Annotated in this window: 26 protein-coding genes; 12 read left to right on the top strand and 14 right to left on the bottom strand. The window is 61.9% G+C overall.

Annotation, left to right across the window (positions count from 1 at the left end):
- Positions 1-11 precede the first annotated feature (11 nt).
- From DQ397_RS02440 to DQ397_RS02450, 3 genes are read left to right on the top strand one after another with little or no spacing between them, the layout of a single operon-like run.
- The gene (locus DQ397_RS02440) at positions 12-1,205 is read left to right on the top strand and encodes an acetyl-CoA C-acyltransferase (protein WP_043213858.1); all 1,194 of its coding nucleotides are present in this window, start codon (positions 12-14) and stop codon (positions 1,203-1,205) included.
- Between the two features lie 8 nt (positions 1,206-1,213).
- Complete coding sequence (locus DQ397_RS02445; RefSeq protein ID WP_043213860.1) at positions 1,214-2,341, top strand: acyl-CoA dehydrogenase; 1,128 nt, start codon at positions 1,214-1,216, stop codon at positions 2,339-2,341.
- Positions 2,342-2,354: 13 nt separating this feature from the next.
- Positions 2,355-3,128, top strand: a complete 774-nt coding sequence (locus DQ397_RS02450) for an enoyl-CoA hydratase (protein WP_043213863.1) — start codon at positions 2,355-2,357, stop codon at positions 3,126-3,128.
- Positions 3,129-3,163: 35 nt separating this feature from the next.
- Here the strand turns inward: DQ397_RS02450 and DQ397_RS02455 are convergent, their stop codons facing one another.
- Positions 3,164-7,708 (bottom strand): DUF6543 domain-containing protein, encoded by a 4,545-nt coding sequence (locus DQ397_RS02455; protein ID WP_148921461.1) that lies wholly within the window; start codon positions 7,706-7,708, stop codon positions 3,164-3,166.
- Between the two features lie 327 nt (positions 7,709-8,035).
- Here DQ397_RS02455 and DQ397_RS02460 point away from each other — a divergent pair, with 327 nt between their 5' ends.
- From DQ397_RS02460 to DQ397_RS02480, 5 genes are all read left to right on the top strand, one after another.
- Positions 8,036-8,440: a TraR/DksA C4-type zinc finger protein gene (locus tag DQ397_RS02460; RefSeq protein ID WP_043213866.1), complete on the top strand. Its 405-nt coding sequence runs from the start codon at positions 8,036-8,038 to the stop codon at positions 8,438-8,440.
- A 179-nt stretch (positions 8,441-8,619) separates the two neighbouring features.
- Positions 8,620-8,814 (top strand): hypothetical protein, encoded by a 195-nt coding sequence (locus tag DQ397_RS24660; RefSeq protein WP_043213867.1) that lies wholly within the window; start codon positions 8,620-8,622, stop codon positions 8,812-8,814.
- A complete protein-coding gene (locus DQ397_RS24445) occupies positions 8,766-9,044 on the top strand; it encodes a hypothetical protein (RefSeq protein WP_167358110.1) in 279 nt (92 codons plus the stop codon). The genes DQ397_RS24660 and DQ397_RS24445 overlap by 49 nt, the downstream gene beginning before the upstream one ends.
- Before the next feature lie 277 nt (positions 9,045-9,321).
- Positions 9,322-9,792, top strand: a complete 471-nt coding sequence (locus DQ397_RS02475) for a hypothetical protein (RefSeq protein ID WP_043213872.1) — start codon at positions 9,322-9,324, stop codon at positions 9,790-9,792.
- Entirely contained in the window at positions 9,789-9,995 is a 207-nt protein-coding gene (locus tag DQ397_RS02480; protein ID WP_043213874.1) for a hypothetical protein, read from the top strand. Before DQ397_RS02475 ends, DQ397_RS02480 begins: the two co-directional genes overlap by 4 nt.
- Positions 9,996-10,023: 28 nt before the next feature.
- On the opposite strand, the gene DQ397_RS02485 is transcribed toward DQ397_RS02480, so the two are convergent.
- The 7 genes from DQ397_RS02485 to DQ397_RS02515 all read right to left on the bottom strand — a co-directional run bounded on the left by DQ397_RS02485 (position 10,024) and on the right by DQ397_RS02515 (position 17,182).
- Positions 10,024-10,389, bottom strand: coding sequence for a Na+/H+ antiporter subunit G (locus DQ397_RS02485; protein WP_043213876.1), 366 nt, complete (start codon positions 10,387-10,389; stop codon positions 10,024-10,026).
- A complete protein-coding gene (locus tag DQ397_RS02490) occupies positions 10,386-10,664 on the bottom strand; it encodes a K+/H+ antiporter subunit F (RefSeq protein WP_043213878.1) in 279 nt (92 codons plus the stop codon). Before DQ397_RS02490 ends, DQ397_RS02485 begins: the two co-directional genes overlap by 4 nt.
- Positions 10,661-11,149, bottom strand: coding sequence for a Na+/H+ antiporter subunit E (locus DQ397_RS02495; RefSeq protein WP_043213879.1), 489 nt, complete (start codon positions 11,147-11,149; stop codon positions 10,661-10,663). Before DQ397_RS02495 ends, DQ397_RS02490 begins: the two co-directional genes overlap by 4 nt.
- Positions 11,146-12,825 (bottom strand): monovalent cation/H+ antiporter subunit D, encoded by a 1,680-nt coding sequence (locus tag DQ397_RS02500; protein ID WP_043213880.1) that lies wholly within the window; start codon positions 12,823-12,825, stop codon positions 11,146-11,148. The genes DQ397_RS02495 and DQ397_RS02500 overlap by 4 nt, the downstream gene beginning before the upstream one ends.
- Complete coding sequence (locus DQ397_RS02505; RefSeq protein WP_043213881.1) at positions 12,822-13,166, bottom strand: Na+/H+ antiporter subunit C; 345 nt, start codon at positions 13,164-13,166, stop codon at positions 12,822-12,824. Before DQ397_RS02505 ends, DQ397_RS02500 begins: the two co-directional genes overlap by 4 nt.
- The gene (locus DQ397_RS02510) at positions 13,166-16,081 is read right to left on the bottom strand and encodes a monovalent cation/H+ antiporter subunit A (RefSeq protein WP_043213883.1); all 2,916 of its coding nucleotides are present in this window, start codon (positions 16,079-16,081) and stop codon (positions 13,166-13,168) included. The genes DQ397_RS02505 and DQ397_RS02510 overlap by 1 nt, the downstream gene beginning before the upstream one ends.
- 150 nt (positions 16,082-16,231) lie before the next feature.
- A complete protein-coding gene (locus tag DQ397_RS02515; protein ID WP_043213884.1) occupies positions 16,232-17,182 on the bottom strand; it encodes a DMT family transporter in 951 nt (316 codons plus the stop codon).
- A gap of 84 nt (positions 17,183-17,266) precedes the next feature.
- Here DQ397_RS02515 and DQ397_RS02520 point away from each other — a divergent pair, with 84 nt between their 5' ends.
- Positions 17,267-17,830 carry a helix-turn-helix domain-containing protein gene (locus tag DQ397_RS02520; RefSeq protein WP_043213886.1) on the top strand — a complete coding sequence of 188 codons (564 nt, stop codon included), beginning with the start codon at positions 17,267-17,269 and terminating at the stop codon, positions 17,828-17,830.
- 4 nt (positions 17,831-17,834) lie between these two features.
- Here the strand turns inward: DQ397_RS02520 and DQ397_RS02525 are convergent, their stop codons facing one another.
- On the bottom strand, positions 17,835-18,392 hold the full coding sequence (locus tag DQ397_RS02525) for a cysteine hydrolase family protein (RefSeq protein WP_043213887.1): 558 nt from the start codon (positions 18,390-18,392) through the stop codon (positions 17,835-17,837).
- Between the two features lie 82 nt (positions 18,393-18,474).
- Here DQ397_RS02525 and DQ397_RS02530 point away from each other — a divergent pair, with 82 nt between their 5' ends.
- Positions 18,475-19,455 (top strand): GlxA family transcriptional regulator, encoded by a 981-nt coding sequence (locus tag DQ397_RS02530; protein WP_043213888.1) that lies wholly within the window; start codon positions 18,475-18,477, stop codon positions 19,453-19,455.
- Positions 19,456-19,468: 13 nt separating this feature from the next.
- Here DQ397_RS02530 and soxR read toward each other — a convergent pair whose 3' ends face one another.
- Positions 19,469-19,909 carry a redox-sensitive transcriptional activator SoxR gene (gene soxR / locus DQ397_RS02535; RefSeq protein WP_043213889.1) on the bottom strand — a complete coding sequence of 147 codons (441 nt, stop codon included), beginning with the start codon at positions 19,907-19,909 and terminating at the stop codon, positions 19,469-19,471.
- An 88-nt stretch (positions 19,910-19,997) separates the two neighbouring features.
- Between soxR and DQ397_RS02540 the strand changes: the two genes are divergently transcribed.
- A complete protein-coding gene (locus DQ397_RS02540; protein ID WP_043213891.1) occupies positions 19,998-20,378 on the top strand; it encodes a hypothetical protein in 381 nt (126 codons plus the stop codon).
- On the opposite strand, the gene DQ397_RS02545 is transcribed toward DQ397_RS02540, so the two are convergent.
- Positions 20,357-21,127: a S9 family peptidase gene (locus DQ397_RS02545; protein ID WP_043213893.1), complete on the bottom strand. Its 771-nt coding sequence runs from the start codon at positions 21,125-21,127 to the stop codon at positions 20,357-20,359. The two genes, DQ397_RS02540 and DQ397_RS02545, sit on opposite strands and share 22 nt — an antisense overlap.
- Complete coding sequence (locus DQ397_RS02550; RefSeq protein ID WP_043213895.1) at positions 21,111-22,223, bottom strand: DUF3182 family protein; 1,113 nt, start codon at positions 22,221-22,223, stop codon at positions 21,111-21,113. The genes DQ397_RS02545 and DQ397_RS02550 overlap by 17 nt, the downstream gene beginning before the upstream one ends.
- A gap of 175 nt (positions 22,224-22,398) precedes the next feature.
- On the opposite strand from DQ397_RS02550, the gene DQ397_RS02555 reads away from it, so the two are divergent.
- Positions 22,399-24,207, top strand: coding sequence for an aminopeptidase P family protein (locus DQ397_RS02555; RefSeq protein WP_043213896.1), 1,809 nt, complete (start codon positions 22,399-22,401; stop codon positions 24,205-24,207).
- Between the two features lie 53 nt (positions 24,208-24,260).
- Here the strand turns inward: DQ397_RS02555 and DQ397_RS02560 are convergent, their stop codons facing one another.
- Positions 24,261-24,542, bottom strand: a complete 282-nt coding sequence (locus DQ397_RS02560; protein WP_043213898.1) for a hypothetical protein — start codon at positions 24,540-24,542, stop codon at positions 24,261-24,263.
- Positions 24,543-24,731: 189 nt separating this feature from the next.
- Complete coding sequence (rhtA, locus tag DQ397_RS02565) at positions 24,732-25,619, bottom strand: threonine/homoserine exporter RhtA (protein WP_043213900.1); 888 nt, start codon at positions 25,617-25,619, stop codon at positions 24,732-24,734.
- Positions 25,620-25,812 lie beyond the last annotated feature (193 nt).

Genomic DNA, 25,812 nt, shown 5'->3' on the forward strand with positions numbered 1-25,812 from the left:
GAGATCCGCACATGACACTCGCCAACGACCCGATCGTCATCGTCAGCGCCGTGCGCACGCCCATGGGCGGTCTGCAGGGCGACCTCAAGAGCCTGAGTGCGCCGCAGCTGGGCGCTGCCGCCATCCGTGCCGCCGTCGAGCGTGCCGGTATCCAGGGCGACAGCGTCGAGCAGGTGCTGTTCGGTTGTGTCCTGCCGGCAGGCCTCGGCCAGGCACCGGCACGCCAGGCTGCGCTTGGCGCGGGGCTGAACAAGCACACCACCTGTACCACCCTGAACAAGATGTGCGGCTCGGGCATGCAGGCGGCAATCATGGCCCATGACCTGCTGCTGGCCGGCAGCGCCGATGTGGTGGTGGCCGGCGGCATGGAAAGCATGACCAATGCGCCATACCTGCTGGACAAAGCCCGCGGCGGCTACCGCATGGGCCATGGCAAGATCATCGACCACATGTTCATGGACGGTCTGGAAGACGCCTACGACAAGGGCCGTCTGATGGGCACCTTCGCCGAGGATTGCGCCCAGGCCAATGGGTTCAGCCGCGAGGCTCAGGACCAGTTCGCCATCGCCTCGTTGACCCGCGCTCAGGACGCTATCAAGAACGGCCGCTTCGCCGCAGAGATCGTGCCGGTGGAGGTCACCGAGGGCAAAGAGAAGCGCCTGGTCAGCGACGACGAGCAGCCACCGAAGGCTCGCCTGGACAAGATCCCGCAACTGCGCCCGGCCTTCCGCGACGGCGGCACCGTGACGGCCGCCAACTCCAGCTCGATTTCCGATGGCGCTGCCGCGCTGGTGTTGATGCGCCGCTCCGAGGCGCAAAAGCGCGGGCTCAAGCCGCTGGCGGTGATCCATGGCCACGCGGCCTTCGCCGACACCCCGGCGTTGTTCCCCACCGCACCCATTGGCGCCATCGACAAATTGATCAAGCGCACTGGCTGGAACCTGGCCGAGGTGGACCTGTTCGAGATCAACGAAGCCTTCGCGGTGGTCACCTTGGCGGCCATGAAACACCTGGATCTGCCGCACGAGAAGGTCAATATCCATGGCGGCGCCTGCGCGCTGGGCCATCCGATCGGTGCCTCCGGCGCACGCATCCTGGTGACCTTGCTATCGGCCTTGCGCCAGAACAATCTGCGCCGCGGCGTGGCGGCCATCTGCATCGGCGGTGGCGAGGCTACGGCCATGGCCGTCGAGTGCCTGTATTGAGGTGAACCATGCTGGTAACTGACGAGCAACAACAGATCGCCGACGCCGTCCGTGCATTCGCGCAGGAGCGCCTGAAACCTTTTGCCGAGCAGTGGGACAAGGAGCACCGCTTCCCTCGCGAGGCCATCGCCGAGATGGCTGAGCTGGGCCTGTTCGGCATGCTGGTGCCGGAGCAATGGGGTGGTAGCGACACCGGGTATGTGGCCTATGCCATGGCACTGGAAGAAATCGCCGCGGGCGATGGTGCCTGTTCGACCATCATGAGCGTGCACAACTCGGTCGGCTGCGTGCCGATCCTGCGCTTTGGCAACGAGCAGCAAAAAGCGCAGTTCCTGACGCCGCTGGCCAGCGGCCAAATGCTCGGCGCGTTCGCCCTGACCGAACCCCAGGCCGGCTCCGACGCCAGCAGCCTGAAAACCCGCGCACGCCGCGACGGCGACCACTATGTGCTCAGCGGCAGCAAACAGTTCATCACCTCCGGACAGAACGCCGGGGTGGTGATTGTCTTCGCCGTGACCGACGCTGAGGCCGGTAAGCGTGGCATCAGTGCGTTCATCGTGCCCACCGATTCGCCGGGTTACCAGGTGGCGCGGGTCGAAGACAAGCTGGGTCAGCACGCTTCCGACACTTGCCAGATCGTGTTCGACGAGGTGCGTGTGCCGGTGGCCAATCGCCTGGGCGAAGAGGGCGAGGGTTACAAGATTGCCCTGGCCAACCTTGAGGGCGGGCGCATCGGCATTGCCTCCCAGGCCGTGGGTATGGCCAGGGCGGCATTCGAAGTGGCGCGCGACTACGCCAATGAGCGCCAGAGCTTCGGCAAGCCACTGATCGAGCATCAGGCCGTGGCCTTCCGCCTGGCCGATATGGCCACGCGCATCGCCGTGGCCCGGCAGATGGTGCTGCATGCCGCGGCACTGCGCGACGCAGGCCGTCCGGCGCTGGTCGAAGCCTCCATGGCGAAGCTTTTCGCCTCGGAAATGGCAGAAAAGGTCTGTTCGGATGCCTTGCAGACGCTCGGCGGTTATGGCTATCTGAGCGACTTCCCGCTGGAGCGGATCTACCGCGACGTTCGGGTCTGCCAGATCTACGAAGGCACCAGCGACATTCAGCGCATGGTCATTGCGCGCAATCTTTGAAGGAGCAGTCTGCATGGCATTCGAAACCATCCTGTTGGACATCCATGGCAAGGTCGGCCTGATCACCCTCAACCGGCCCCAGGCGCTCAATGCCCTGAACGCGCAGATCGTCGGCGAGATCAACCAGGCTTTGGACCAGCTCGAGCGTGACCCGAACATTGGCTGCGTGGTGCTCACCGGCTCGGCCAAGGCCTTCGCCGCGGGTGCTGACATCAAGGAAATGGCCGAGCTCAAGTATCCGCAGATCTACGTCGAAGACCTGTTCAGCGACGCCGACCGTATCGCCAACCGCCGCAAGCCGATCATCGCGGCTGTGTCCGGCTTTGCCTTGGGCGGTGGTTGTGAGCTGGCGATGATGTGCGACTTCATCCTGGCCGCCGACAACGCCAAGTTCGGCCAGCCTGAGATCAACCTCGGCGTGCTGCCTGGCATGGGCGGTACCCAGCGCCTGACCCGTGCGGTGGGCAAGGCCAAGGCCATGGAACTGTGCCTGACCGGTCGCCTGATGGGCGCCGAAGAGGCCGAGCGCGCTGGCCTGGTGGCCCGCGTGGTGCCGCAGGCTGAATTGCTCGAGGAGGCCCTGAAGGTCGCCGCGACCATCGCCAGCAAATCCATCCCGGTGAGCATGATGGTCAAGGAAAGCGTCAACCGCGCCTTCGAAGTCACCCTCAGCGAAGGGGTGCGCTTCGAGCGCCGGGTGTTCCATGCAGCGTTCGCCACCGAGGACCAGAAAGAAGGCATGGCCGCCTTCATCGCCAAGCGCGAGGCGCAATTCAAGGATCGTTGAGAGCAGTCGGGGCGCCTGAGGGCGCCCCGGTCGTTTCAGATGTTGAAGAAGTACTGCTGTGCGTCGGCCAGGGAAATTGGGCTGCGGTAGACGTCTTCGGTCTGGCCCGTGTCCGGCCGATTGACCTGCGCGCCTTGGGCGTATCGCTGCGCTGCCGGCTTGAGGTGGCCAGCGACGAAGGCACGCTGGTCGGCCTCGAGCGTACGGTAGTGAAAGTGCGCGACCCACAGCAATGATTCGCCCTTGTAGACCCCGTAGTCGTCCAGGTAGTCCGCGGGTCTGCCCTTGACCCGGGCGAGCAGCTTGCGCGGGTTCTCCCTGCGGACGGTCACTACTCCCTGGTCAATCAGAAAACGCAGCTCGGCCATGCGCGGTTTTTGCTCCAGCGCCGCGTTGGTGCGCAGCTCGATCGCTTTGCGGGTGAGCAGGGCGTCCAGGTCTTCCAGTTCCTTGATCGTCCCCGCGGCATCGCGGTTGCCACTGACCTCGTCTGTCTGGTTGTCGGCCGTCAGGTGCTGTTCGATCGCTTCGCGCAAGGTACGCAGGCGATCGCGCTGGTGGTGCAGCAGCTCTTCGATCTCAATGGGCAGGTACTGGCTGAAGGTGCCGCCTTCCAGGCGTTGCAGTTCTTTGCGTGCGCTCTGTAGGCGCGCTTGGCTGTCCTTGAGTACGTGTTTGAGCTTGCGCACGGCTGTGGGTTTGGCAGGTGTTTTCGTCGCCAACTGCACCCACCGATCGTTCTCCAGTTTGTAGCTGCGAGCACCGGCATTGTGCGAGGCAATGGGGATATCGACGACAGTGTCGTCATCTGGACGGACATTGCCCAGTAGCACATCGCCTTCCTGGGTTTCGATCAGGCCTGGCACTTGTTTGCGCAGCTGGTTGACGGTGGTGCGGGGGAGCGTTGCCGCGTACTCGTCGAGCGTGGGTTGCAGCTCCTGGGCAGCGCTGTCGATGTCTTCCTGGAGGCGGGCAAGGGTCTGTCGGGCTGTGTCCTGGTCCAAGTGTGTCTTGAGGTTGCCCAGCTGACGACGAGCCGTCTTGAAGTGGCGGTCGATGCTGACGGCCAACCGACTGATCACATCGTCATTAGGTTGCCCGAGGGTAAGCAGTTGCTGGCGCTGGGCGAACGCCAGATCAAGGCTTTCGCCACAGCGCTGCAGCCAATACTCACTGTCGTCGTCGAGTGCTTCGAGCAGCGACAAGCGGTTGACGCAAGCCTCGATGCGCGACCAGCGCCACGCCAGTGGCGACTTGACCAACTCCCAATCGATCGCGGCCGCGTCGCGATACTCGACGATCTTCGGTTGCGAACGGCTGGCAAGGCGCTGAAGTTGCTCCATGCTATCGACCAGGTGCTGGCTGTTGTCCAGCAACTTGTTCAGCAGTGGCAGCAAGGTCTCGATGCGTTGGCCCAGGCTACGTTTGTCGGCCTCGGTAAGCTCGTAGCCCCCGTGATGACGCTTGATCATTTCATCGATTTGCTCCCGGATGGGCGCGTGCAACCAAGTCAGGGTTTCATCGACTTTCTTTGCATAGTGCAATTGCTGGTACAGGGCGTAGGCGCGTTTGATCTTGTATTCGTGCAGCGGCTTGAGGCCGTTGAATTGATGGATGCGTTTCAAGTGTTCTTGCCAGAACGTGGTGAAGTCCTCGAGCTTTGCCAGATAGTTGCGCAGGATGCTGTCGGGTGCGTGGCGGTGGGCGAGCCGTGCCACCTTGTCGAGGTATTCTCGTTGGCTTTTCTGGTAGGTCACGTCCTGCTGGATCTGAGCCTGCAGCGCTGCCAACTCTTGTTGGTTGGCGTTGCGCAACTGTTCGACCCGGCGGTGCAGGGGCATGCCAGCGCGCAGGCGCAGGCCCAGATCCAGTTGCCAGCGACCGGCTTCATCGCGTCGCAGCCAAGGGCCTTTGATGAGTTCGTCTTTGCTGTTGACGATGCGCGGGCATTGCTGATTGGCGTCGAACTCGACCTGGTAGACCTTGTCGTCGATCACAACCCAGCTTCTGTCTTTATAGAGAAACAGCTCCTTCAAGGGGCCGCTGGGGATGGGCTTGCCCAACCGGGCCAAGGGGATATCCGCGCAGAGTCCTTCTAGAGTCTTTCGCTGTAGCGGGTCGAGCGTGCGTTTGGGGTTCGCCCAGGAAAAGTCGAGGACTTGCTCACGTGGCGACACTGTCAAGGTCGGCAGGGCCGGTAGCAAGGCTGTGGCAGAGTCGGCTTGAGAACCGCGCGAAGCGGCTTCACGCACCACCTCGATACGCTTGAAAGCATGGTTGAGTAGAAGCAGCGCCAGATTGACGAGAAACTCCACGAGGGAGGCGATGCGTTCGCCCGCGCTCTGGTATTGGTGCTCGCCCACCAGTTCGAGGAAGGCGGTTTCCAGCTGGATGGTCCAGATCGGTGCGGCCAACGGTTCGGCTGCGAAGGGCAGTGCAGTATTGAGCAGCAGCCAGCCCAGGGATTTCCAGCGCTCCCAACGGGCCTGGGCGCTGGTCTGGGCATGGGCTTGGAATTGGCTGATGGTTTCATCGATGCACCCGTGGTAGATGGCGTGGGCCGGGTCGGTCAGTGCTGGCTCCTGCGCCAGGGTGACCGGGGCGGGGGCGCCGAACGGGACGGCCCAGTCATCTTCCAGGGGATGGAACAGGTGCGGTTCGAGAAAGCCCCCATGGGCATAGACCTTGCGGGCCTGTTCGGGCAAACGCTCGAGCAGGTCATCTTGTAGTGGACCGGGGGCGGCGATTGCGTCAAGCAGCGCCTGTCTGTCCTCGAAAGCTAACAAGGGCTCGCTGTGCAGCGGGCGGTAGAGCAGACAGGGCTGTGAGGTGGCGGTTTGTGCTTCGATCAGCCAGGTGTTGAGCGGATGGTCGGGGCTGGCATCCAGGCTTCTAAGCAATCCGAGTGGGCGCATTTGCCAGGCAGTACTGCGTTGCGGGGCCTCGCCAAATACGTCTCCGATATCCTTGATGACGTCGAAGCCTATTGGTTTGCCTCGCAGGTTCAGTTCCAAGGCAAGGGCGGGGAGTTGTGTGTGCAACTGCCGTCTGAGCAACGATTCCCGACGAGACCGTTGCATCGGATCATCGAGCAGCGTGGAAAGCAGCATGGCCGGGTAGTGCTGTGCGACATCCACCTTGGTGATGAGGTTGCGCAAGTAGGATTCATCGAACCAGTCCGGCACCGGCTTGCCGTCGAGTGCCTGGACCGTGACCTTGCCTGGGCGTAACAGCCCCAGGTTGCTGATTGCCAGTTGAGGCAGGGTGAAGGTTTCGGTGTGTGGCGCATTGTCCGTGGCGATGGTTTCCTGGACCGGCAGTGCGGCTACGGTGGTTTGGGCATTGACGACTCTGAGCGTCGAGAGGTCCAGGTTGGCCTCGGGGTGATCCTTCTGAATGCGCGCCAGAAGTTGCTGCGTGGCGAATGTCTGGGCATCGGGCACGCCATCGAGCCAGGAGGTGTACTGGGCGTCATGATAGCCTTGGGCGATCTGGGTCAGCAGCGTGCTGTAGCGCAACAGTTTTTTCGGGGAAGCTTCCTTCAGCCAGACGGGCAAATGGCCTGCCAGGCGCTCGTGCAGGGTGGCCTCGGCCGGGCTGCACAGGCCGAACATCGATGTCAGGCGGTCCAGGGCGGTCGACAGATCGGTCGCGCGGACCAGATCGTCTTCTGGCCAGGCTGTCAGATGCGATCCATGTAACTGCTGGCACAGCACCCCGAGTGCCTGGCTTTGAAAATAGGGCAAGGTCGGAACAATCAGGTGTACGTCTGGCCCGGATACACCGGGCAACGATGGCCAGGGCCTGGCGGTGTGGGCCAGCAGCGCTTGGCGTGAAGGGAAGGACGTCAATTTCCCGGTAGGGGTGAAGAGCAATGTCGTGTTCTTCTCGGCTGGGGCGCCACCGTGTTCGATCAATAGCGCACTGGAGAGCTCCGGATCCAGCTGCCAGTTGTTCATGAAGTCCATGCGCAGATTGTTGACCTGAATCTGGAAGGGCTCCAGGCTGGCGTGTGTGCGTGGGTCAGGATGCGCCTGCACCCATTGCGCCGTCGTCAGGGCCTGCTCAGGCAGTGTCGTGTCACGTTTGCTGTCCAGAACGGCCTGGGTGAACTGTTGCTGCAGGTAATCGCTGTACCACTGCCAGGGCGTCTGTCCCTTGTCATCGGTATCGCTCCAGAAGCTGATCAGGGCTTGCTGATAGGCTTCCAGCATGAACGGGCCGCATTCATTGATCATGAGTGCCAGAGGGTCAAGATCCAGTGACAATGCCTTCTGGGGCGCATGTTCTGGTACGGAGGTGACGTAATCTTCGTGAGGCGTCAGATTCAGCGTACGGCGCAGGCAATAACGCTCGACGAGCACATGGCTCAACGGGCGGATAAAAGGTGGCGCCGACGCCGGGCCGAGACTGACCAGAAACAGCTCACGAGGGTCCGCACTGGACGGCAGGCGGCGTGTCAGCCATTGTTCGGCAAGCACCTGGTCAGCGATGTCGAACAGGCTCGGGCGAGTGCTGAAGCGGATCGCCACCTGGCATTCCAGGCTTGGGCTTGCGGGGCGTTGGGAAGGGTTGCTCATGGACAGCTCCGAATATGAACGGTCCATTAGCAAAGCCGCCTTCGTGACGCCGAGGTCGGTAGCCCGCTACCACGTTGTGCATGCGCCTCGCCTGGCTTTGCCTTTTGCAGCGTAAAACCGACGAGCTGATGCCGTGGTGCTGGTCGCAACAAGGGGCATTTCGGGTAAATTCACGGATCAATGGTGTTGCCCCACACGGCCCGCCGCCTTAGACTGCCGCCCCCTGTAAAACAGAGCCGGTTGGCGCTTTAAGAATTTCGTTGCCCACGAACTGTCGTTGGCGACACCCGAATCGCCCAAAATGCCTATATTTTCATAGAGAAATCGATGACCAAGGAACAGTTGCTGGCTATGTCGGCCGATGACTACATGAATGCCGAACAGTTGGCTTTCTTCACTGGCCTGCTGCAAGCGATGAAAGTCGAAACCCACGAGCGCATCGAGCTGAGCCGCGCCACCATCGAAAGCCTGGACACGCCTTCGGATCCGGCCGACGTGGCCTCGGTGGAAGAAGAGCGCCACTGGCTGGTCAACGCCATCGAGCGTGACCAGCGCCTGCTGCCGCAGCTGGAAATGGCTCTGGGCCGCATCGCTGACGAAAGCTTCGGCTGGTGCGACGACAGCGGTGAGCCTATCGGCCTGCAGCGTCTGCTGATCAGCCCAACCACCAAATACTGCATCGAAGCCCAGGAACGTCACGAACAGCTCGACCGCCATCAGCGCCAGATCTGATCGTCATGTCCAGCAGAGGCCCCATGAAGCGATTCATGGGGCCTTTTGCGTTTTCGTCTGCTGGGCGCATTTGTTGCCGTAGATGCAATACAGCTGTGCTGGTGCGCGCTTTTTCCGCTTGCCGGGCGGGCGTATGATGGCGATATCGTTAGGTTGCTAATTAAGTTCCGGAGGGGATGATGAATAGCCGAGTCGATGTCGCTGTCATGATTGGTTCAGGTGTACCTGCGACACTGCAGGCCATGGGCCGGCGTGTCTGCTGGGTGGTGTTGGTCAACGGCGAGCGCCGCGGTACGGCCTTTGGCAGTCGCAAAGAGGCAGTCGAATGCCAGGCGGCATGGTTGGCACAGTTGGAAAAGGGCAAAGCCGCCTGAGCAGTGGCCAGGCGTTATTGTTCAAGCCGGCGTGCCAGGTCGCAGGCGTCCTGATGGCGACGCCGAAAACCCTTGATGCGGCCGGTGGTGCGTTCGGCAATATGAAAGAAATCGATGCCGGCGGGAATGACGATAAACCGGGGGTCGCTTCTGCTAAGGCAAGAAATGCGCTTGGACTCTCGACGGATTTCGGTGTTTTCGTGCATATTCTTTCCCCTGTAATGCGCTGATGGATACCGGGCCTGTACTGCAAAGGGCCTGACATTATCTATTGCATCTTTTCCTGCAAATTTGTTGTCAGAACATTACGTTTCCTATTGAAGAAACTGCCGAAAAGCCGTCTTGGGGTCTTGGCTGGCAAGCTAGAGTAACGATTCCTGCCTGCCGCATCGCATGCCTGCACAGACGTTTCGTGCATCGCTTCATTAGTCTTTCATGACATCGACTTGATATGTCTGCGCCCCGGCTTCGGTTGGGGCGCCTGTAACCGGTTCGAGGAATTCTTCATTGGCAGTCAGTACACTGGATACCCACGCGTTGTTCGCCCTGGGCGATTTGCGGGCCAAGTTGGCCAAGCTGTTTCACGGGCGTTTCGTTTATGTCACCGAGCAGAGCCCCGATGGCCTTTACATGGCCGAAATCGATACCGATGACGCTCTGGTGGTCGACAACAAGCAGCACCTTGAATTGAAAGTGGGCGACCACTTCCGTGCGGCAGTATTGCCCAGCCGCGAGGGCGGTAAGCTGGAGCTGCGCTTTCGGGAAATCAAGCTGAACGTCTATGGCGTTGGTGACTATGCCTTCGTTTCGGTGCCGGAAGGTGAAGGTATCGTCTTTCGTGAAGGCCATGGCGTGATGCTGGTGTTCGCGGCGCAGCAACAAGTGCAGGAAGGCCTCGGCAAGTTGCTCAAGGCCGTGACCGGCAAGGTCGCCAAATGGCGAAAGGGCGAGCTGACCACGTTCAAGGCCAGCGAATGAGCGACAAAGCACCCACGGGCAGGGCGCAATTTCATCGAGAGTATCAGGCGCAGGCCGTCGAGCAGGCTGAGCGGCTGCTGGCGCAGCGCGAGGCACTGGGCAATGCCTGGCTGGCCTGGGTTGCAGGCCAGCTGTACCAACTCAGCCCGCCTGAATTCGCCGCCATGGTGCGCCGGGAGCTGCAACGCCTGTCGCAGGGGTGAGGCCACCCCCGAGGTTTTGATGCGGGCGTCAGTTTCCGCCGTCCCGCCCACTGCTGACTTCTTCTGGTACAGCCTCTCCCGCTGTGCGCTTGCGGAACAGCGCCGCCCTGGCCAGCAACAGCGTGGTCACAGGTACGGTGATCGACAGCAGCACCGGTATCAGCCAGGCGTGCAATACCGGGCCTTGCTTGAGCCAGGAGAAATACAGGATCGAGGCCAGGCACACGCACCAGGCGCCCAAGGTCGAGGCCAGGGCCGGTGGGTGCATGCGCTGGAAATAATCTTTCAATCGCAACATTCCCACAGCGCCGATCAGGGCGAACAGACTGCCCGCCAAGAGCAGTAAGGCGGTGACCAGCTCCAGCCAGAGCGGTATATCGAAGGCTTCGTTCATTCGATCACCTCGCCACGCAGAAGGAATTTAGCCAAGGCGAAGGACCCGACGAAGCCGAACAGCGCGATCAGCAAGGCGCCTTCGAAATAAGTGTCGCTGGCATAGCGGATACCCAGGACCAACATCATCAGCATGCCTAGGATATAGAGGTAGTCCAGGGCCAGGACCCGGTCTTGAGCGGAGGGACCACGGAACAGCCTGACCAGTGCCAATGCCATGGCGATGGCAAAGATGAACAGGCTGGCGAGGACGGCGTTGGCAAGCAGGCCGGTCATTCGAAAATCTCCATCAGCGGGCGCTCGTAAGTGTGCTTGAAGTGCTCGATGAAAGCCGCTTCGTCCTCCAGATCGAACACATGCAGCAGCAAGACGCTGCGGTCCAGCGCCAGCTCCGACCAGACCGTGCCTGGTACCACCGTCGTGATCATCGACAACGCCGCCAGACCATGGGCATCGCGCAGCGCCAGGGGAATATGGACGAATGCCGAGCGCGGCGGGCGATGGCCGGCGCACAGCACACCGCGGGCCACCAGCAGGTTGGAATGGATGACATCCAGGCCGACACGACAGATCAGCCGCACCACCGCCCACGGCCGCCGGACATGGGCGTGCTGGGGACGCAGCGGGGCCATCAGCAGGGGCGCAAGGATACCCAGGGCAGCGCCGAGCAACAGGTTGCCGGGGCTGATTGACAGGTTGAGCAGCAGCCACAGGGCAAACAGCGACAGTGACAGCAGTGGGGCGGGAATCAATCGGCTCATGGCTGCACCTGTATGTCGGCGGTGGTCGGGCCAGGGACCGGACGCGTCGCCATCACCGCCTGGATATAAGTATCGGGCGTTTGCAGGCTGGCGGCGGTGTCCTGGGTGTAGCGCAGCAAGGGTTCGGCCTGGACGCTGAGCAGGATGCACAGACCTAGCAGGATGACGATGGGCAGGCATTCATAGCGGCGCAGCAGGGGAGAAGGACGCTCCTCTGGCTTCCAGAAACGCTGGATACCCACACGGCCAAAGGCGATCAGCGAGGCCATGCCCGACAGGATCAACAGCGCCACCAGGCACCAGGCGGAGGCGGACAGCGGCTGATCGGCCGGCACACCCAAACCTTGGGGATTGAACAACGCGCTGATCAGGCTCAGTTTGCCAATGAAGCCCGACAGCGGTGGCATGCCGATGATCAGCAAGGCGCAGGCGATGAAGCTCAGCCCCAGGAATGCCATGGTCCAAGGAATGATCTGGCCGATCACCGCCTTTTGTTCGTCGTCCAGATTGATGCCTTTGGGTGGGTGCAGCGACTCCAGTGGCGAAGGAATCGCATCGTCCTCTTCATCCAGCGGCGCCTCGTTGGCCGAGCGCGAGCGCTCCACCAGCTCGGCGAGCAGGAACAGTGCGCACAGGGCCAGGGTCGAGCTCACCAGGTAGAACAATGCACTGCCGGTGAGGATCGGCTGGCCGAAACCGATGGCCCCCAAGAGGGTGCCGGCGGAGACCAGGATGCTCAGGCCGGCCAGGCGCTCCAGGCGCTGGGCGGCGAGGATGGACAGTGCCGCCACCGCCAAAGTGGCCAGGCCGCCATAGACCAGCCATTGGCCGCCGAAGTGCGCCGAAGCGCCGGCCTGGCTGGAGAACAGCAGGGTCCACAGGCGCAGCACCGCATACAGGCCAACCTTGGTCATGATGGCGAACAGTGCCGCGACCGGTGCACTGGCCGAGGCATAGGCCGGCACCAGCCAGAAATTCAGCGGCCAGATACCGGCCTTGACCAGGAAGGCCATGGCCAGGATCGCCGCGCCGGCGTGCAGCAAGCCGCGATCAGCCTCCGGCACCAGCGGGATCTTCAGCGCCAGGTCGGCCATGTTAAGGGTACCGGTCACGCCATAGAGCATCGCTGCGCCCACCAGGAACAGCGAGGAAGCGAACAGGTTGATGGCGATGTAATGCAGGCCAGCTTTGACCCGAGCCCGTCCCGAACCATGCAACAGCAAGCCGTAGGAGGCGGCCAGCAGCACCTCGAAGAATACGAACAGGTTGAACAGGTCCGCTGTCAGGAAGGCGCCATACAAGCCCATGAGTTGGATCTGGAACAGGGCGTGGAAGCTGGCGCCCGCGCCATCCCAGCGGGCCCTGGCGAAGAGCAGGGCGCTGACGCCGATGATGCCGGTGAGCGTCAACAGCAGCGCGGACAGGTGATCCACCACCAAGACGATGCCGAACGGTGCGGGCCAGTTGCCGGGCAGGTAGACGCCGATCGATTCGGCCTGACCCTGGCCGCGTACCCAAGTGAGCAAGGTGATGGCGATGCCCAGGCCAATCAGCGTGGACAACAGGTTCAGGCGCCCCTTGAGCGGACGACGCTTTTCGCCCAGCAACAGCATCAAGGCGGCTGTGACCAGCGGCAGCAGGATGGGGGCGATGATCAGTTGGTTCATCAGGCTCATTCTTCACGCTCCCGGCCGTCGACGTGGTCGGTGCCGGTCAGGCCGCGCGAAGCCAGCAGCACCACCAGGAACAGTGCGGTCATGGCAAAGCTGATGACGATCGCGGTGAGCACAAGCGCCTGAGGCAGAGGATCGGTGTAGTGCAGCAGATCCTGTGTCACGCCTTCCTTGATGATCGGCTCCTTGCCGATGAACAGGCTACCCATGCTGAAGATGAACAGATTGACACCATAGGACAGCAGGCACAGGCCCATGATGACCTGGTAGGTACGTGGGCGCAGGATCAGCCAGACCCCGGAGGCGGCCAGCACGCCAATGGCCACGGCAATGACTTCTTCCATCAGGCGGCTCCTGCTTGGCTGGATTTAGTGGGCGTGCCCGGTCGATAGGCGCGTACCGACTGGTGCGCCAGGGCAGTGAGGATCAACAGCGTGGAGCCGACCACGACGGTGTAGACACCGATGTCGAAGAACAACGCGCTGGCCACGTGCACGTCACCCAGCACAGGCAAGTGCAGATGGGCGGTGTGGGTGGTCAGGAACGGATAGCCCAGGAGCATGGCTCCGGCGCCGGTCAGGGTGGCGCACAGCAGGCCCGTGCCCATCCAGCGCAGCGGTCGCAGGCTCATCTGGGCCTCGACCCACTGGGTACCGGCGACCATGTACTGGAGGATGAACGCCACCGACATCACCAGGCCAGCGACGAATCCTCCGCCTGGCTGGTTGTGGCCACGCATGAACAGGTACATCGACACCACCAATGCGATCGGCAACAGCAGGCGAACCAGCGCGGCCGGCACCATCATGAAACCTAGGGCGGTGTCGGTGGCATGGCGCGGGTTGATCAAATCAGTGACCACATCTGGGGCCAGCGAGCGCTGCTGGGCCGGCAATTGCATGCTTTCCTTCGGTGGGCGGAAGCGCCGCAGCAGGGCAAATACGGTGAGGGCCACGGCCACCAGGACGGTAATTTCGCCGAGGGTATCGAAGCCGCGAAAATCCACGAGCATCACGTTGACCACGTTGGTACCGCCGCCTTGAGGCAGGGCTCGGCTGAGGTAGAACGAAGAAATGTCGTTGGGCGTAGGACGGGTCAGCATGGCGTAGGACAGCAAGGCCATGCCACCGCCGACCAATACGGCCAGCAGCAGATCGCGCAGGCGGCGAAGGCGCGCACGCTCCTGAGTAGCACCTAGCGCCGAGACGCCTTCGATACGTCGTGGCAGCCAGCGTAGGCCGAGCAGGATGAGCACGGTGGTCACCACTTCGACCACCAGTTGGGTCAGCGCCAAGTCAGGCGCGGAGAACCAGACGAAGGTGATGCAGGTCATCAGGCCGCAGACACTGACCATGATCAGTGCCGCCAGGCGGTGGTACTTTGCCTGCCAAGCGGCGCCGATGGCACAGGCGATCGCGATCAGCCAGAGCGCGACGAACACGCCCGACCCGGGGATTTTCGGTCGATCACCCCAGCTCAGGCCGCTGTCTAGCATCGGCAGGAGCCCGGCGAGGAAGGCCGCCAATGCCAGCATGAACAGTTGCTTCTGCAAGCGGCGGGTGGTCAGCAGCCCTTCAAGGCGGCGGGCCAGCAGCATCAGGCGCACCAGGCCACGCTCGAACAGGCGCTTGCCGTTGAAGCGTTCGATCAGCGGTGGGTGTGGGAAGCGGCCTCGACGCAGTTGCTCGCGCAACAGCAGGTAGAGCACCACACCGCCGCACATGGCGATCAGGCTCATGATCAGCGGGGCGTTCCAGCCGTGCCAGATGGCCAGGCTGTATTCAGGCAAGGTCCCGCCGACCACCGGCAACGCGGCTGCGGCCAGCAACGGGCCGACCGACTGAGCGGGGAAAATGCCCACCACCAGGCACGTCAGCACCAGCAGTTCGACCGGTGCGCGCATCCAGCGCGGCGGCTCGTGGGGGGTATGCGGCAGATCCTGGGCGGTGGGGCCGAAGAAAACGTCGACGGTAAAGCGCAGCGCGTATGCCACGCTGAAAGTGCCCGCCAGGGTGGCGATCACCGGCAATGTGGCCTCGACCCAGGCGGTGGAGCTGATGAACACGGTCTCGGCGAAGAACATCTCCTTCGACAGGAAACCGTTCATCAGCGGAACGCCGGCCATCGAGGCGCTGGCCACCATGGCCAAGGTGGCGGTGAACGGAATCAGGCGGAACAGCCCGTTCAGCCGACGAATGTCACGCGTACCGCTTTCATGGTCGATGATGCCGGCGGCCATGAACAGCGAGGCCTTGAAGGTGGCATGGTTGAGGATATGGAACACCGCGGCCACGGCGGCCAGCGGGCTGTTCAGGCCCAGCAGGAGGGTGATCAAGCCCAGGTGGCTGATGGTGGAATACGCCAGCAGGCCCTTGAGGTCGTTCTGGAACATGGCGCAGAAGGCGCCGAGCAGCAGGGTCATGGCACCTGCACCGCCGACGATCCAGAACCATTCCTCGCTGCCCGAAAGCACCGGCCACAGCCGGGCGAGCAGGAACACTCCCGCCTTGACCATAGTGGCCGAGTGCAGGTACGCAGAGACGGGGGTTGGCGCTGCCATCGCATGGGGCAGCCAGAACTGGAAGGGGAATTGGGCGCTCTTGCTCAGCGCTCCGATCAGGATCAAGGGAAGCAGGACGGGATACAGCGCATGTTGGCGAATCAGGTCGCCGGCAGCCAAGACCTTGTCCAGGTCGTAGCTGCCGACCACATGGCCGAGCAGCAGCACCCCGACCAACATGCACAAACCGCCGGCACCTGTGACCATGAGCGCCATGTAGGCGCCCCGGCGAGCATCACTGCGGTGGTGCCAGTAGCCGATCAGCAGGAAGGAGAACAGGCTGGTCAACTCCCAGAAGAACACCAGCTGAATGAGATTGCCGGAAATCACCAGGCCGAGCATGGCGCCCATGAACGCCAAGAAAAAGGCAAAGAAGCGGGGCACAGGGTCCTGGGGCGACATGTAGTAGCGCGCATACAGCGACACCAGCGTACCGATGCCGAGCACCAGCAGGGAGAACAGCCAGGCGAAGCCGTCCATGCGCAGGACCAGGTTCAGCCCGAGGCTGGGCAACCAGAGGAACTCCTCGCGGATGACGCCGCCATGGGCAATCTGCGGGTACAGCAATGCTACCTGGATGGTGCCCGCCAGGGCGACGAGCCCGGCGAGAATGGACTCTGCGTTGCGTGCGTTGTGCGGCAGCACGGCTGCCAGGCAACTGCCCACGAACGGCAGAAGCAATAGCACTATCAATGACATAGCGTTCTAATCTGGAGGAGTTTGCCAAGGATCATACGTGCCGAGGAGTTGATCACCAACACGCAAGCGGTTGAACATTCCTACATATGGGGTGTGAAAAGCTGTTTTTTTATAACAGTTTTTTTCAAAGCATAGCTGCTGAGCGGGACTTCACAGGCCTGGTTCGCGTTCGTGAGTGTCGCGGCTTTCTTGCGTGGCCGGCCCCTCGTCGGTGCGGCGGATCTTCAATTCGCTGACCACCACGGCGATCACGATCAGCAAGCCCCCAAGCAATGCCAGGCCTGGCAGTCGCTCCCCGGCGATGCGCCCGACGATGCCGGCCCACACCGGTTCGCCGGCGTAGATGAGGGTGGCGCGGGTGGGGGATACGGATTTCTGCGCCCAGTTCATCGCTACCTGGATCACCGCGCTCATGGCGCCCAGGCCGATGGCGCTACATAGAAGCAGCCAGGAGAAGTCCGGGATGCGCTCCTGGGTCGGAACGATCATGAGAAAGGCCAGGGCTGAGGCGGTTAGCAGTTGAACCACCGTGACACGACGCACATCGACTTGGCCGGCATACCGGCTGATCAGGATGATCTCGGCTGCGATGGCCACGGCGCTGACCAAGGTCAGCAGCTCACCTTCGCTGAGGTTCAAGGTTCCGCTATCAGGGCCTGCCACCAGCACCAAGCCGATGAAGGCCAGGCAAATCCCGAGGCTTGGCATCAGCCCCGGGCGACGCCCGAGCACCAGCCACTGCAACAGCGGCACGAAGGGGACATAAAGGGCTGTGATGAACGCCGACTGGCTGCTGCTGATGGTCTGCAGGCCCATGGTCTGCAAGCCATACCCCAGCATGATCGATACGCCGATGAGCATGCCGGCCTTGAGCTCGGTCAGGGTCAGCCCCGGTAGTGAGCGCGCCGACACCAGGCCCACGAACAGCGCTGCGGCGGCAAAACGCAGGCCGACGAAAAACATCGGGCCGCTGACAGTCATGACGTTATGCACCAACAGGAAAGTGCCACCCCAGAGCATGGTGATGAATACCAGTACCAGTTCTGCCTTGCTCAAACGCAGGGATACGGTGGTTTTCGACGGGCTGGAGGATGGAGTCATGGTCTTGCGCGCTCAAAGAGGGCGGCGCACAATCCGCCGCAAAGTGGGCAGTATACTGCGCAATCCTAATCTGTGAGCAATATAGTGCACAAAGATGCCTCGCACCGTGCTTCGGTGCTGCAACATGTCAGTCAGAACATCCGCCAACTGCGCCATGCCGCGGGGTTGAGCCAGACGGCCCTGGCTGAACGATCCGGGGTCAGCCGGCGCATGCTGGTCGCCATCGAGGCGGGTGAAAAGAACGTCAGCCTGACGACGCTCGACCTGATCGCCGAAGCGCTCGGAGTGGTCTTCAGCACGCTTATCCAGGCGCCTGGACAACGCGATCCGAGCCGAATCAACGAGTTGGCCTGGGCAGGCGAGCATCCACTAAGCAAGGCCGTGCTGTTGGGCAGCAGCCCCGCCATGCGTGAAGTCGAATTGTGGGAGTGGACCCTGGCGCCAGGGGAGTGCTATGTCAGCGACGCTGACGCCGAGGGGTGGAGCGAGCAGATCTACGTGGTCGCAGGTTGCTTGACACTACTGATCGAATCGCGCGAGCTTCGCTTGCAGGTCGGCGAGTTCCACGTGTTTCCCAGCAATTGCCGCTACGCCTATCGCAACGACGGCAGCGAGCCCACGCGGTTCGTGCGCAATGTGGTGATATGACCTTTCAGGCACCGTATTCGCCGAGCAGTTGCTCGGTGCTCGCGACGCGGGCATAGGCGAACGCCAAGGCAGCCATGGAAGCGGCGTGGACCTGGGCGGCAGGAACTAGCTCGCCGGCAAACTCCAGAGGTAGCGTGGCGCAGGCATCATGGGCCACTGTGACTTGGTAGCCATGATCGGCGGCGGCGCGCGTCGCGGCATCGATGCACATATGGCTCATGCTGCCGACGATGGTCACGGCCTTGACCTGATGCTCGTCCAGCAGGGACTTGAGATCGGTATCGCGGAAGGCGTTGACCTGATGCTTGAGCACCACCGGTTCTCCCGGCGCTGGTGCGACCTTGGGATGGATCTGCGCGCCCTTGGAGGCCGGAGCGAAGAACGGCGCGTCGGCGCTGTCGAACTCATGGCGTACATGCACCACCAAGTCGCCCCGCTCGCGAGCGGCATCGAGCAGGTGGGCGGCGTTGTCGGCGGCTGCATCGGCGCCGTCGAGGGTCCACTTGCCGCCGGGGAAGTAGTCGTTCTGGATGTCGATGATGATCAGGGCCTGCTTGCTCATGCTGCCTCCTATGGCAGTAGTGGTTGGATGTGGATAGTTATAGGCTTGGACGACCACCTCTGGGATTGGCGCGATCGACACAATGACGGCAAAAACTGACAGCCCCAACATCCTGGAAATCGGCGTGTTGATCTATCCCGGCGCCCAGGGTGCGGCGGTGATGGGCCTGACGGATCTGTTCGCGGTAGCCAACCGGGTGGCCGCGGAACTTGGAGCGGGCGATCTGCCGAGGTTGCGCGTCAGCCATTGGCAGGTCGAGGGCGACGGGCAGGTTCGGGCTATCCATGACAGCTTGCCGCAACCTTCGCATGAGGTACGTGCGTTGGTGATTCCGCCAAGCCTGGCGTCGGCCCCCGGGCCTACGGTGCTCGAACATCATCGCGCCGCGCTCGGCCAATGGCATGGGCAGGGCGCGGTGCTCGCCTCGGTGTGCATCGGAGTGTTCTTCATTGCCGCCAGTGGTTTGCTCGATGGCCGTCAGGCCAGCACTCACTGGAACTATGCGCAGGCACTGGCCGAGCGCTTTCCCAATATCGAGGTGGTGGCCAATCAGCCATTGCTCGATGATGGCGACATCATGACCTCGGCAGGTCTGATGGCCTGGACCGACCTGGGACTGCGCCTGCTGGAGCGCTTTCTCGGCGCGACCCTGGCCCGTGAGACCGCACGCTATTTGGCCGTCGAGCCTCTTGCCACGACCTCACCCGGCGCACGCTTCAACCCGCGGCTGGACCATGGCGACGAAGCAGTGCTCAAAGTCCAGCACTGGTTGCAGGGCAGTGGCGCGCAGGAGGTGGACCTTACGACCATGGCGTTGTGCGCAGGTCTTGAGCCGCGCACTTTCTTGCGTCGCTTTCGAGCGGCGACCGGCATGCGGCCAACCGAATACTGCCAACAGGTACGGGTGGTGAGGGCGTGCCGGCTACTGGAGTTCACGCGGCGCAGCGTGGATCAGATCGCCTGGGGCGTGGGCTATCAGGATCCGGGAGCGTTTCGCAAGGTCTTCCAGCGCATCACCGGATCGACACCCAGCGATTACCGCCGGCGCTTCGTCCAGGCATGACAGACTGCGGTTGTCATTGCGGATGCGGCCCTGGCCCTTCCTCGGCCAGGCGGTCCTGATGATTACGCAGCGGGCACTCTTTGAGTGACAGGCAGCCGCAACCGATACAGCCGTCCAGCTGGTCGCGCAACAGGGTCAGTTCGTCGATACGGCGATTGAGGTCCTCACGCCATCGCGCCGACAGCCGGCGCCAGTCCTCGGCGGTCGGTACGTGATCGTTGGGCAGGCTGTCGAGGGCTTTGGCGATGTCGGCAAGGGCGATACCCAATCGCTGGGCCATCTTGATCACGGCGACTCTACGCAGCATCGAGCGCGGATAGCGGCGCTGGTTGCCGGCGTTGCGCGTACTGTGGATCAGCCCCTTGGTTTCGTAGAAGTGCAATGCGGTGACCGCCACGCCGCTTCGGGCCGCCAACTGGCCGACGCTCAGCATCATCTGATGGGTGCCAGACATGGAAAAAAATCCCTTGACCTTGAGTTAACTGGAGGTTTTAGCCTTGTTAGCCATCGTGCAGCAAGCATCCGCAACAAGGAGACTGTCCATGGCGGCTCAGCCCCATTCTTTATGGTTTACCCAGATGATTGAATACGAAGTGCCGGCAGCTTGCCAGCATGCCTTGGCTGATGCCTTGGTAGTGCGCAGTGAAGAGCTGGCAGTGCGTTGTGACGGTTTGCTTGGCGTCAGTATTCAAGCCAGCGATGACGGCAGTCGGGTGCTCCAATACCTGCAATGGCAATCACGCCATGAATGGGCAGCGGCTGCCAGCTTCTTCGTCGAGGAGCCGTTTCTCGACCTGTTGTGCCAGCACCAAGCACGGGGCGTGAACTTCGCCGCCTTCCAGACGTTGCGCAGCCTCGTACGAGGCGAGGATGGCGGTCTGCATTGCCAGGTCGGTGAGCCTCAGGCATACCACGGGGCGTAATGCGGGTAACGGTCCAGACGGGCGCCGATGACCATTTCTGCGATCCAGGACGCGAGGATCGAACTGTAGCCTTTCTGGCTCTCTTCGCTGGACAGCGCATGATCCGCCCCATCGACGATGCGATGGGTCAGGGAATGGGCAGCAACGAACGCCGAGCGATAGCTCATCAACGTATTGTGCGGCACATAATCATCATGCTCGGACTCCACCAGCAGCACATCGCCTGTGAATTCGGCGCAAGCTGCCAGGGCGCGATTGTCGGCTGGGCCCAGAATCCGCTGGCGATAGTTGTTCAGGCGCTGGCGGTCCAAGGCTTGCTTGGGGGTGCCCCAGTCTTCGTCCCAATACAATGCCGGGACCCGCAAGGCAAGCCATCTGACTGGCCGCTGAGTGGTGAGCAAAGTCGCCAGGTAGCCGCCATAGCTGCTGCCAATCAGCGCGATGGCGCTCGGGTCCACTGCTGGGTGGCTGGCCAGGCGGTCATAGGCGGCCAGAAGATCTTCGAGGTTCTGTTGGCGGGTGACGGTCAATCGCTGACTTTCGGTCTTCTCGTGGCCGCGCAGGTCGAAGGTCATGCACACGCAGCCTAGGCCGGTGATCTGTCGTGCCCGTGCCAAGTCGCGTTGCTGGCTGCCGCCCCAGCCGTGGACGAAGAGAATGGCCGGCATCTTGCTGCCGGGGCTGACCACGGTGCCGGCGATGCGGCCGTCCTCGACCTGCAACTCTACGGTTTCACTCTGAATGGTCATGGTGGCGTATCCGTGCATACTTGCTGAGTTGTCCAAGTTCACTGTCGTTTCCTTGGTAGAAAAGTGTGGCGTCGGCCGGCAATTTGGCGGTACCGAAGACTTCATGGCTCGAAGCGCGTACCTGCAACAGGGCTGGGTCATCGGCGAAGGCCTGCAGGGCCAGGACCTCGGCGCTGCTGGCACCGCCCAGGCGCCAGGATTGCTCTAACACCCCGCTGCGCAGGTGCTGGCGCGCGTCCAGACCGCGGGCGATATCGTAGTTGCGGCGCGAAGCGATGAAGCCTGGAAAGTGCTGCTGGGCGGCGCGTTCGTAGGTCATGGCCTGGGTGATCGCCAGACGCAGATGATCTTCCAGTGGCAGTTGCAGCAAGGCCTCATAGCCCCCTCGAACCACGATCAGGTCCGAACCACCGTAGATTTCGGTGCCCGAGTGATCGTGAGTCAGGCGTTGGGTGCCGTAGTAGCTGCAGCTCAATTGTCCCACCCGCACCTGGCCGACACTGAAGGTCTGTACTTGTTCCAGATGCTCTTCGAGCACGAGGCCAACGAGCGCCAACGCCTTGTCGTCCATTTGCGCAAGCATCGGTTCAAGGTCCTGTGCCTCTTCGATCACGGCTTGTCCTCGCCCGGCGCAGGCCAGTACCGGCTTGACCCGCAGCGGACCCTCGTTTAGCAGCAAGCGCGCAGCTTGCCGAGCGTCGGCTTTGCTGAAAACGGTATAGCCCCGCAAGAGGGCATCGCACGCGTCCTGGGCGAAGGCGTCGCTCCAGCCGGGCGGGAAGCTGGCATTGGCCGGCAAAGGGTGGGAAATCGCCTTGGTCGCCACGAATGGGAAAGGCACCACACCACCGAACAGGTCGTCTTCGTCGAGGATGCCCATGGCGCGGTAGCGTTGTGAATCAACCAGGGTTTCGGTGGGCAGATAATAGAAGGCACCGGTGCTGGTCGAGGGCAGTCGGGTTTCCACACGATCGATACCCAGCAGTCGAGCCAGGTAATTGGCGATTTTGAGATGGACCGCGTGCTCGTGCTCGGGGGTGTGTTCACGTGTGTCGAGCAGGACAACGGCGGTTTTCGGGTCGCTGGACTGGGGCATAGGCGAAGTCTGTCCGCTGGGATGTATGGAGTCTGAAGGCACTTGGGCGGGCAAAGTTCAGCCGACATGATCAATGGCCGTGGTCCGCCGATGCAGCGCGGCGATTGCAGGGCATGGCTGGCTGCTCCATTATCAACGGCTTGGAATAGCCGATGGTGTATCCGCAGGAGTGCGCATGAACATTCAGTCCCCGATTCAGCAAAGCGTTCCGGCCCGCCTGGCGCGTGTGCGCGAGATAATGGCCGGCGAAGGCGTGGATGCCTTGCTGGTCCCCTCGGCTGACCCCCATCTATCCGAGTATCTGCCAGGGCACTGGCAAGGCCGCCAGTGGTTGTCTGGCTTTCATGGCTCAGTAGGGACTTTGGTCGTCACGGCCGATTTCGCCGGGCTGTGGGCCGATAGCCGCTACTGGGAGCAGGCCCAGCATGAACTGGCGGGCAGTGGCATCGAGCTGATGAAGTTGCTGCCTGGCCAACCAGGGGCGCTGGAGTGGCTTGGTGAGCATGTTCGGTACCAGGGAACGGTGGCCGTCGATGGAGCAGTGATGGCGTTGGCCTCCGCCCGGCAGTTGCAGGAGCGACTGAAGGCCCGCGAAGTGCGCTTGCTGACCCATCTGGATTTGCTGGAGCGGGTCTGGGACGGGCGGCCGGCTCTGCCAGGCAATCCGGTCTACCAGCATCTACCGCCTCATGCGACCGTCAGTCGTGCGGAAAAACTTGCCGAACTGCGGCAGACCCTGACTGAGCGCGGCGCCGATTGGCACTTCATCGCCACTCTCGACGACATTGCCTGGTTGTTCAACCTGCGCGGCAGCGATGTCTCCTACAACCCGGTATTTGTCTCCTTCGCGTTGATCGGGCAGGAGCAGGCAACTCTGTTCGTCGGCCTGGACAAGGTCGACGATCACCTGCGCCATGTGCTGGCGGTCGATGGGATCTCGGTGCGCGACTATGCAGAAATCGGCCGGGCCTTGGCCGCGATACCCCCAAATGCCCGCTTGCTGGTGGATCCGGCCCGTGTCACCTGTGGCTTGCTGGATCACCTGAGCGCCGATGTGCAATTGCTCGAGGGTATCAATCCGACCACCTTGAGCAAGTCCCGCAAGGGCGAAGAAGATCTGGTGCATATCCGTCAGGTAATGGAGCAGGACGGCGCGGCATTGTGCGAATTCTTCGCCTGGTTTGAGGCCAACTTAGGCAAGCAAACCATCACCGAGCTGACTATCGACGAACGATTGAGCGCGGCGCGTGGGCGCCGGCCGGGGTTCGTGTCGTTGAGTTTTTCCACTATCGCGGCGTTCAACGCCAACGGTGCCATGCCGCATTACCGGGCGACTGAGCAGTCCCATGCGGTGATCGAAGGCGATGGTTTGCTGTTGATCGATTCTGGTGGCCAATATGTAGGGGGTACCACTGACATCACCCGGATGGTGCCGATCGGCGTTCCCAGCCTCGAGCAGAAGCAGGATTGTACCCGTGTGCTCAAAGGCATGATTGCATTGTCGCGGGCACGCTTCCCCCGCGGGATCCTGTCGCCGTTGCTCGATGCCATCGCCCGCGCGCCGATCTGGGCTGACCAGGTTGACTATGGGCATGGCACCGGGCATGGCGTGGGCTATTTCATGAATGTCCATGAGGGGCCACAAGTGATTGCCTATCAGGCGCCGACTCTGCCACAGACGGCCATGCAAGTGGGCATGATCAGCTCCATCGAGCCTGGTACCTACCGGCCAGGAGCCTGGGGGGTGCGGATCGAGAACCTCGTTGTGAACCGCGACGCTGGCAAGAGTGAGTTTGGCGACTTTCTCTGTTTCGAAACCTTGACCTTGTGCCCGATCGATACCCGTTGCTTGATCCCAGAGTTGCTTGGGCAGGACGATGTGCAGTGGCTCAACAGCTACCATGCGACGGTACGTGAACGACTGGCGCCATTGCTCAAGGACGAAGCCTTGGCCTGGCTCGAGGCGCGCACAGCGCCCCTTTGATGGGGAAGGGCAGTAACGAGAAAGGGCAGCCGATGGGCTGCCCTTTTTTCATGTCATTTGCACAGGACGATCATGCTGCGGCTGGTGTAGCCGGCAGGGTTGATGCCGAATAGGTAGTCGCCCGGCTCCTCATCGGTTTCGCCGGAGCGGGCGATGACTTTGTAGCCACGTTTGCCACAGGAGGTGGCCGCTTTGCTGTAGCACTTGTCCCAAGAAGAGGACAAGCCTGAGCAGTTGATGTGCAAGCCCTTCTTTCCCCGTTTCACCTCCGTCTTGGAGGTGGCGGCGCATCCAGCAATCGCCAAGATGACCAGGATGAGAAAAATACGTTTCATTCCTGTCCTTAAAAGCAGAGCCGACCAGCACGTCTGGCTCTGTCGTTTTCGCTCTTTTCTTCCTGAAGGTTCTCCAACATCCCTGTTTTTACAGTAGATAGCGTAAAGATCAAATTTTTATGACAGCTTAGTCAGGCAGGCAGGGTGAGACAATCGGAAATTCCCTGTCAAATGAAAAGATTTCTCATGTCAGTCTGCCGCTACGGCGGCCGGTGCTTCCCGGCGCATGGACAACGTTGCGCCTACCGATGCAATGATGATGGCCAGAATCGCCAGCCACTGGGCGATTGTCAGCACTTCACCCAAAAACAGCAGGCCAGAAAGCGCCGCAATGACAGGCTCAATGCTCATCAAGGTGCCGAAGGTCCGTGCGGGCATCTTGGTCAAGGCAATCATTTCCAGGCTGTAGGGAAGTGCTGTCGAGAGAATCGCGACACCGAGGGCCACCGGAAGCAGGGCAGGGGTCAGCAGTGCGCTGCCGGCATGGGCGATGCCAATGGGGGCGACGAATAGTGCGGCGACCAACACGCCAAGGGCGGCGGTCTGGATGCCATGTTCGGACCCTGCGCGTTGCCCATAAAGAATGTAGAGCGCCCAGCAGACCCCGGCGCCCAAGGCATACGCAGCGCCTGTTGGGTCGATGGCATGATCGGATTGGCCGATCGGGATCAATAGCAGCAAGCCGATGACTGCCAGTCCGATCCAGAGAAAGTCCATGACCCGACGCGAGGCCAGGAGTGCCACGGCCAAGGGGCCGGTGAATTCCAGTGCGACAGCGATTCCCAGCGGGACGGTGCGCACAGCCATATAAAAGAGAAGGTTCATCCCGCCCAGTGCCAAGCCGTAGATAACCACGCTGCGCAGGGCTGCGGTGCTCATGCGCACTCGCCATGGTCGAAGCAGCAGTAACATGATGATACTGGCGAACACCAAGCGCAGCGCGGTGGTGCCTTGGGCCCCGACGACAGGGAACATGGTCTTGGCCAGAGAAGCGCCAGATTGAATCGACGTCATGGCAATGATCAGCAAGCCGATAGGAAAGAGTGTGGCGGCCAGGCTGCGGGGCTGGATGTTCATTTAGGGCAGACAATCCTTTTGAGAGGGTAACGCGGTGTGCGCACTATAGTGCGCAATGGGGCAGGTGGGTCGCAAGAGTATAAAGGTGATGTTTTTTTAAATACCTGTTGACGGGGTTTCGAATCCCCTTATAATGCGCCCCACTTCCGACGCAGTCGAAACGCAAAACTCCTTGATAATCAACGAGTTGAAC

The sequence above is a fragment of the Pseudomonas sp. CK-NBRI-02 genome (assembly GCF_008124495.1).
Classification (GTDB): Bacteria; Pseudomonadota; Gammaproteobacteria; order Pseudomonadales; family Pseudomonadaceae; genus Aquipseudomonas; species Aquipseudomonas guariconensis.

Bases quoted from the DNA above. Each gene is read 5' to 3' on its own strand.
- DQ397_RS02495 (WP_043213879.1), bottom strand. From the start codon at position 11,149: ATGAGCCGATTGATTCCCGCCCCACTGCTGTCACTGTCGCTGTTTGCC.
- DQ397_RS02550 (WP_043213895.1), bottom strand. From the start codon at position 22,223: ATGCCCCAGTCCAGCGACCCGAAAACCGCCGTTGTCCTGCTCGACACA.
- DQ397_RS02445 (WP_043213860.1), top strand. From the start codon at position 1,214: ATGCTGGTAACTGACGAGCAACAACAGATCGCCGACGCCGTCCGTGCA.
- DQ397_RS24445 (WP_167358110.1), top strand. From the start codon at position 8,766: ATGCCAGGCGGCATGGTTGGCACAGTTGGAAAAGGGCAAAGCCGCCTG.
- DQ397_RS02525 (WP_043213887.1), bottom strand. From the start codon at position 18,392: ATGAGCAAGCAGGCCCTGATCATCATCGACATCCAGAACGACTACTTC.
- DQ397_RS02485 (WP_043213876.1), bottom strand. From the start codon at position 10,389: ATGAACGAAGCCTTCGATATACCGCTCTGGCTGGAGCTGGTCACCGCC.
- DQ397_RS02440 (WP_043213858.1), top strand. From the start codon at position 12: ATGACACTCGCCAACGACCCGATCGTCATCGTCAGCGCCGTGCGCACG.
- DQ397_RS02555 (WP_043213896.1), top strand. From the start codon at position 22,399: ATGAACATTCAGTCCCCGATTCAGCAAAGCGTTCCGGCCCGCCTGGCG.
- DQ397_RS02505 (WP_043213881.1), bottom strand. From the start codon at position 13,166: ATGGAAGAAGTCATTGCCGTGGCCATTGGCGTGCTGGCCGCCTCCGGG.
- rhtA (WP_043213900.1), bottom strand. From the start codon at position 25,619: ATGAACATCCAGCCCCGCAGCCTGGCCGCCACACTCTTTCCTATCGGC.
- DQ397_RS02455 (WP_148921461.1), bottom strand. From the start codon at position 7,708: ATGAGCAACCCTTCCCAACGCCCCGCAAGCCCAAGCCTGGAATGCCAG.
- DQ397_RS02490 (WP_043213878.1), bottom strand. From the start codon at position 10,664: ATGACCGGCCTGCTTGCCAACGCCGTCCTCGCCAGCCTGTTCATCTTT.
- DQ397_RS02480 (WP_043213874.1), top strand. From the start codon at position 9,789: ATGAGCGACAAAGCACCCACGGGCAGGGCGCAATTTCATCGAGAGTAT.
- DQ397_RS02545 (WP_043213893.1), bottom strand. From the start codon at position 21,127: ATGACCATTCAGAGTGAAACCGTAGAGTTGCAGGTCGAGGACGGCCGC.
- soxR (WP_043213889.1), bottom strand. From the start codon at position 19,909: ATGTCTGGCACCCATCAGATGATGCTGAGCGTCGGCCAGTTGGCGGCC.
- DQ397_RS24660 (WP_043213867.1), top strand. From the start codon at position 8,620: ATGAATAGCCGAGTCGATGTCGCTGTCATGATTGGTTCAGGTGTACCT.
- DQ397_RS02540 (WP_043213891.1), top strand. From the start codon at position 19,998: ATGGCGGCTCAGCCCCATTCTTTATGGTTTACCCAGATGATTGAATAC.
- DQ397_RS02560 (WP_043213898.1), bottom strand. From the start codon at position 24,542: ATGAAACGTATTTTTCTCATCCTGGTCATCTTGGCGATTGCTGGATGC.
- DQ397_RS02500 (WP_043213880.1), bottom strand. From the start codon at position 12,825: ATGAGCCTGATGAACCAACTGATCATCGCCCCCATCCTGCTGCCGCTG.
- DQ397_RS02515 (WP_043213884.1), bottom strand. From the start codon at position 17,182: ATGACTCCATCCTCCAGCCCGTCGAAAACCACCGTATCCCTGCGTTTG.
- DQ397_RS02450 (WP_043213863.1), top strand. From the start codon at position 2,355: ATGGCATTCGAAACCATCCTGTTGGACATCCATGGCAAGGTCGGCCTG.
- DQ397_RS02460 (WP_043213866.1), top strand. From the start codon at position 8,036: ATGACCAAGGAACAGTTGCTGGCTATGTCGGCCGATGACTACATGAAT.
- DQ397_RS02510 (WP_043213883.1), bottom strand. From the start codon at position 16,081: ATGTCATTGATAGTGCTATTGCTTCTGCCGTTCGTGGGCAGTTGCCTG.
- DQ397_RS02530 (WP_043213888.1), top strand. From the start codon at position 18,475: ATGACGGCAAAAACTGACAGCCCCAACATCCTGGAAATCGGCGTGTTG.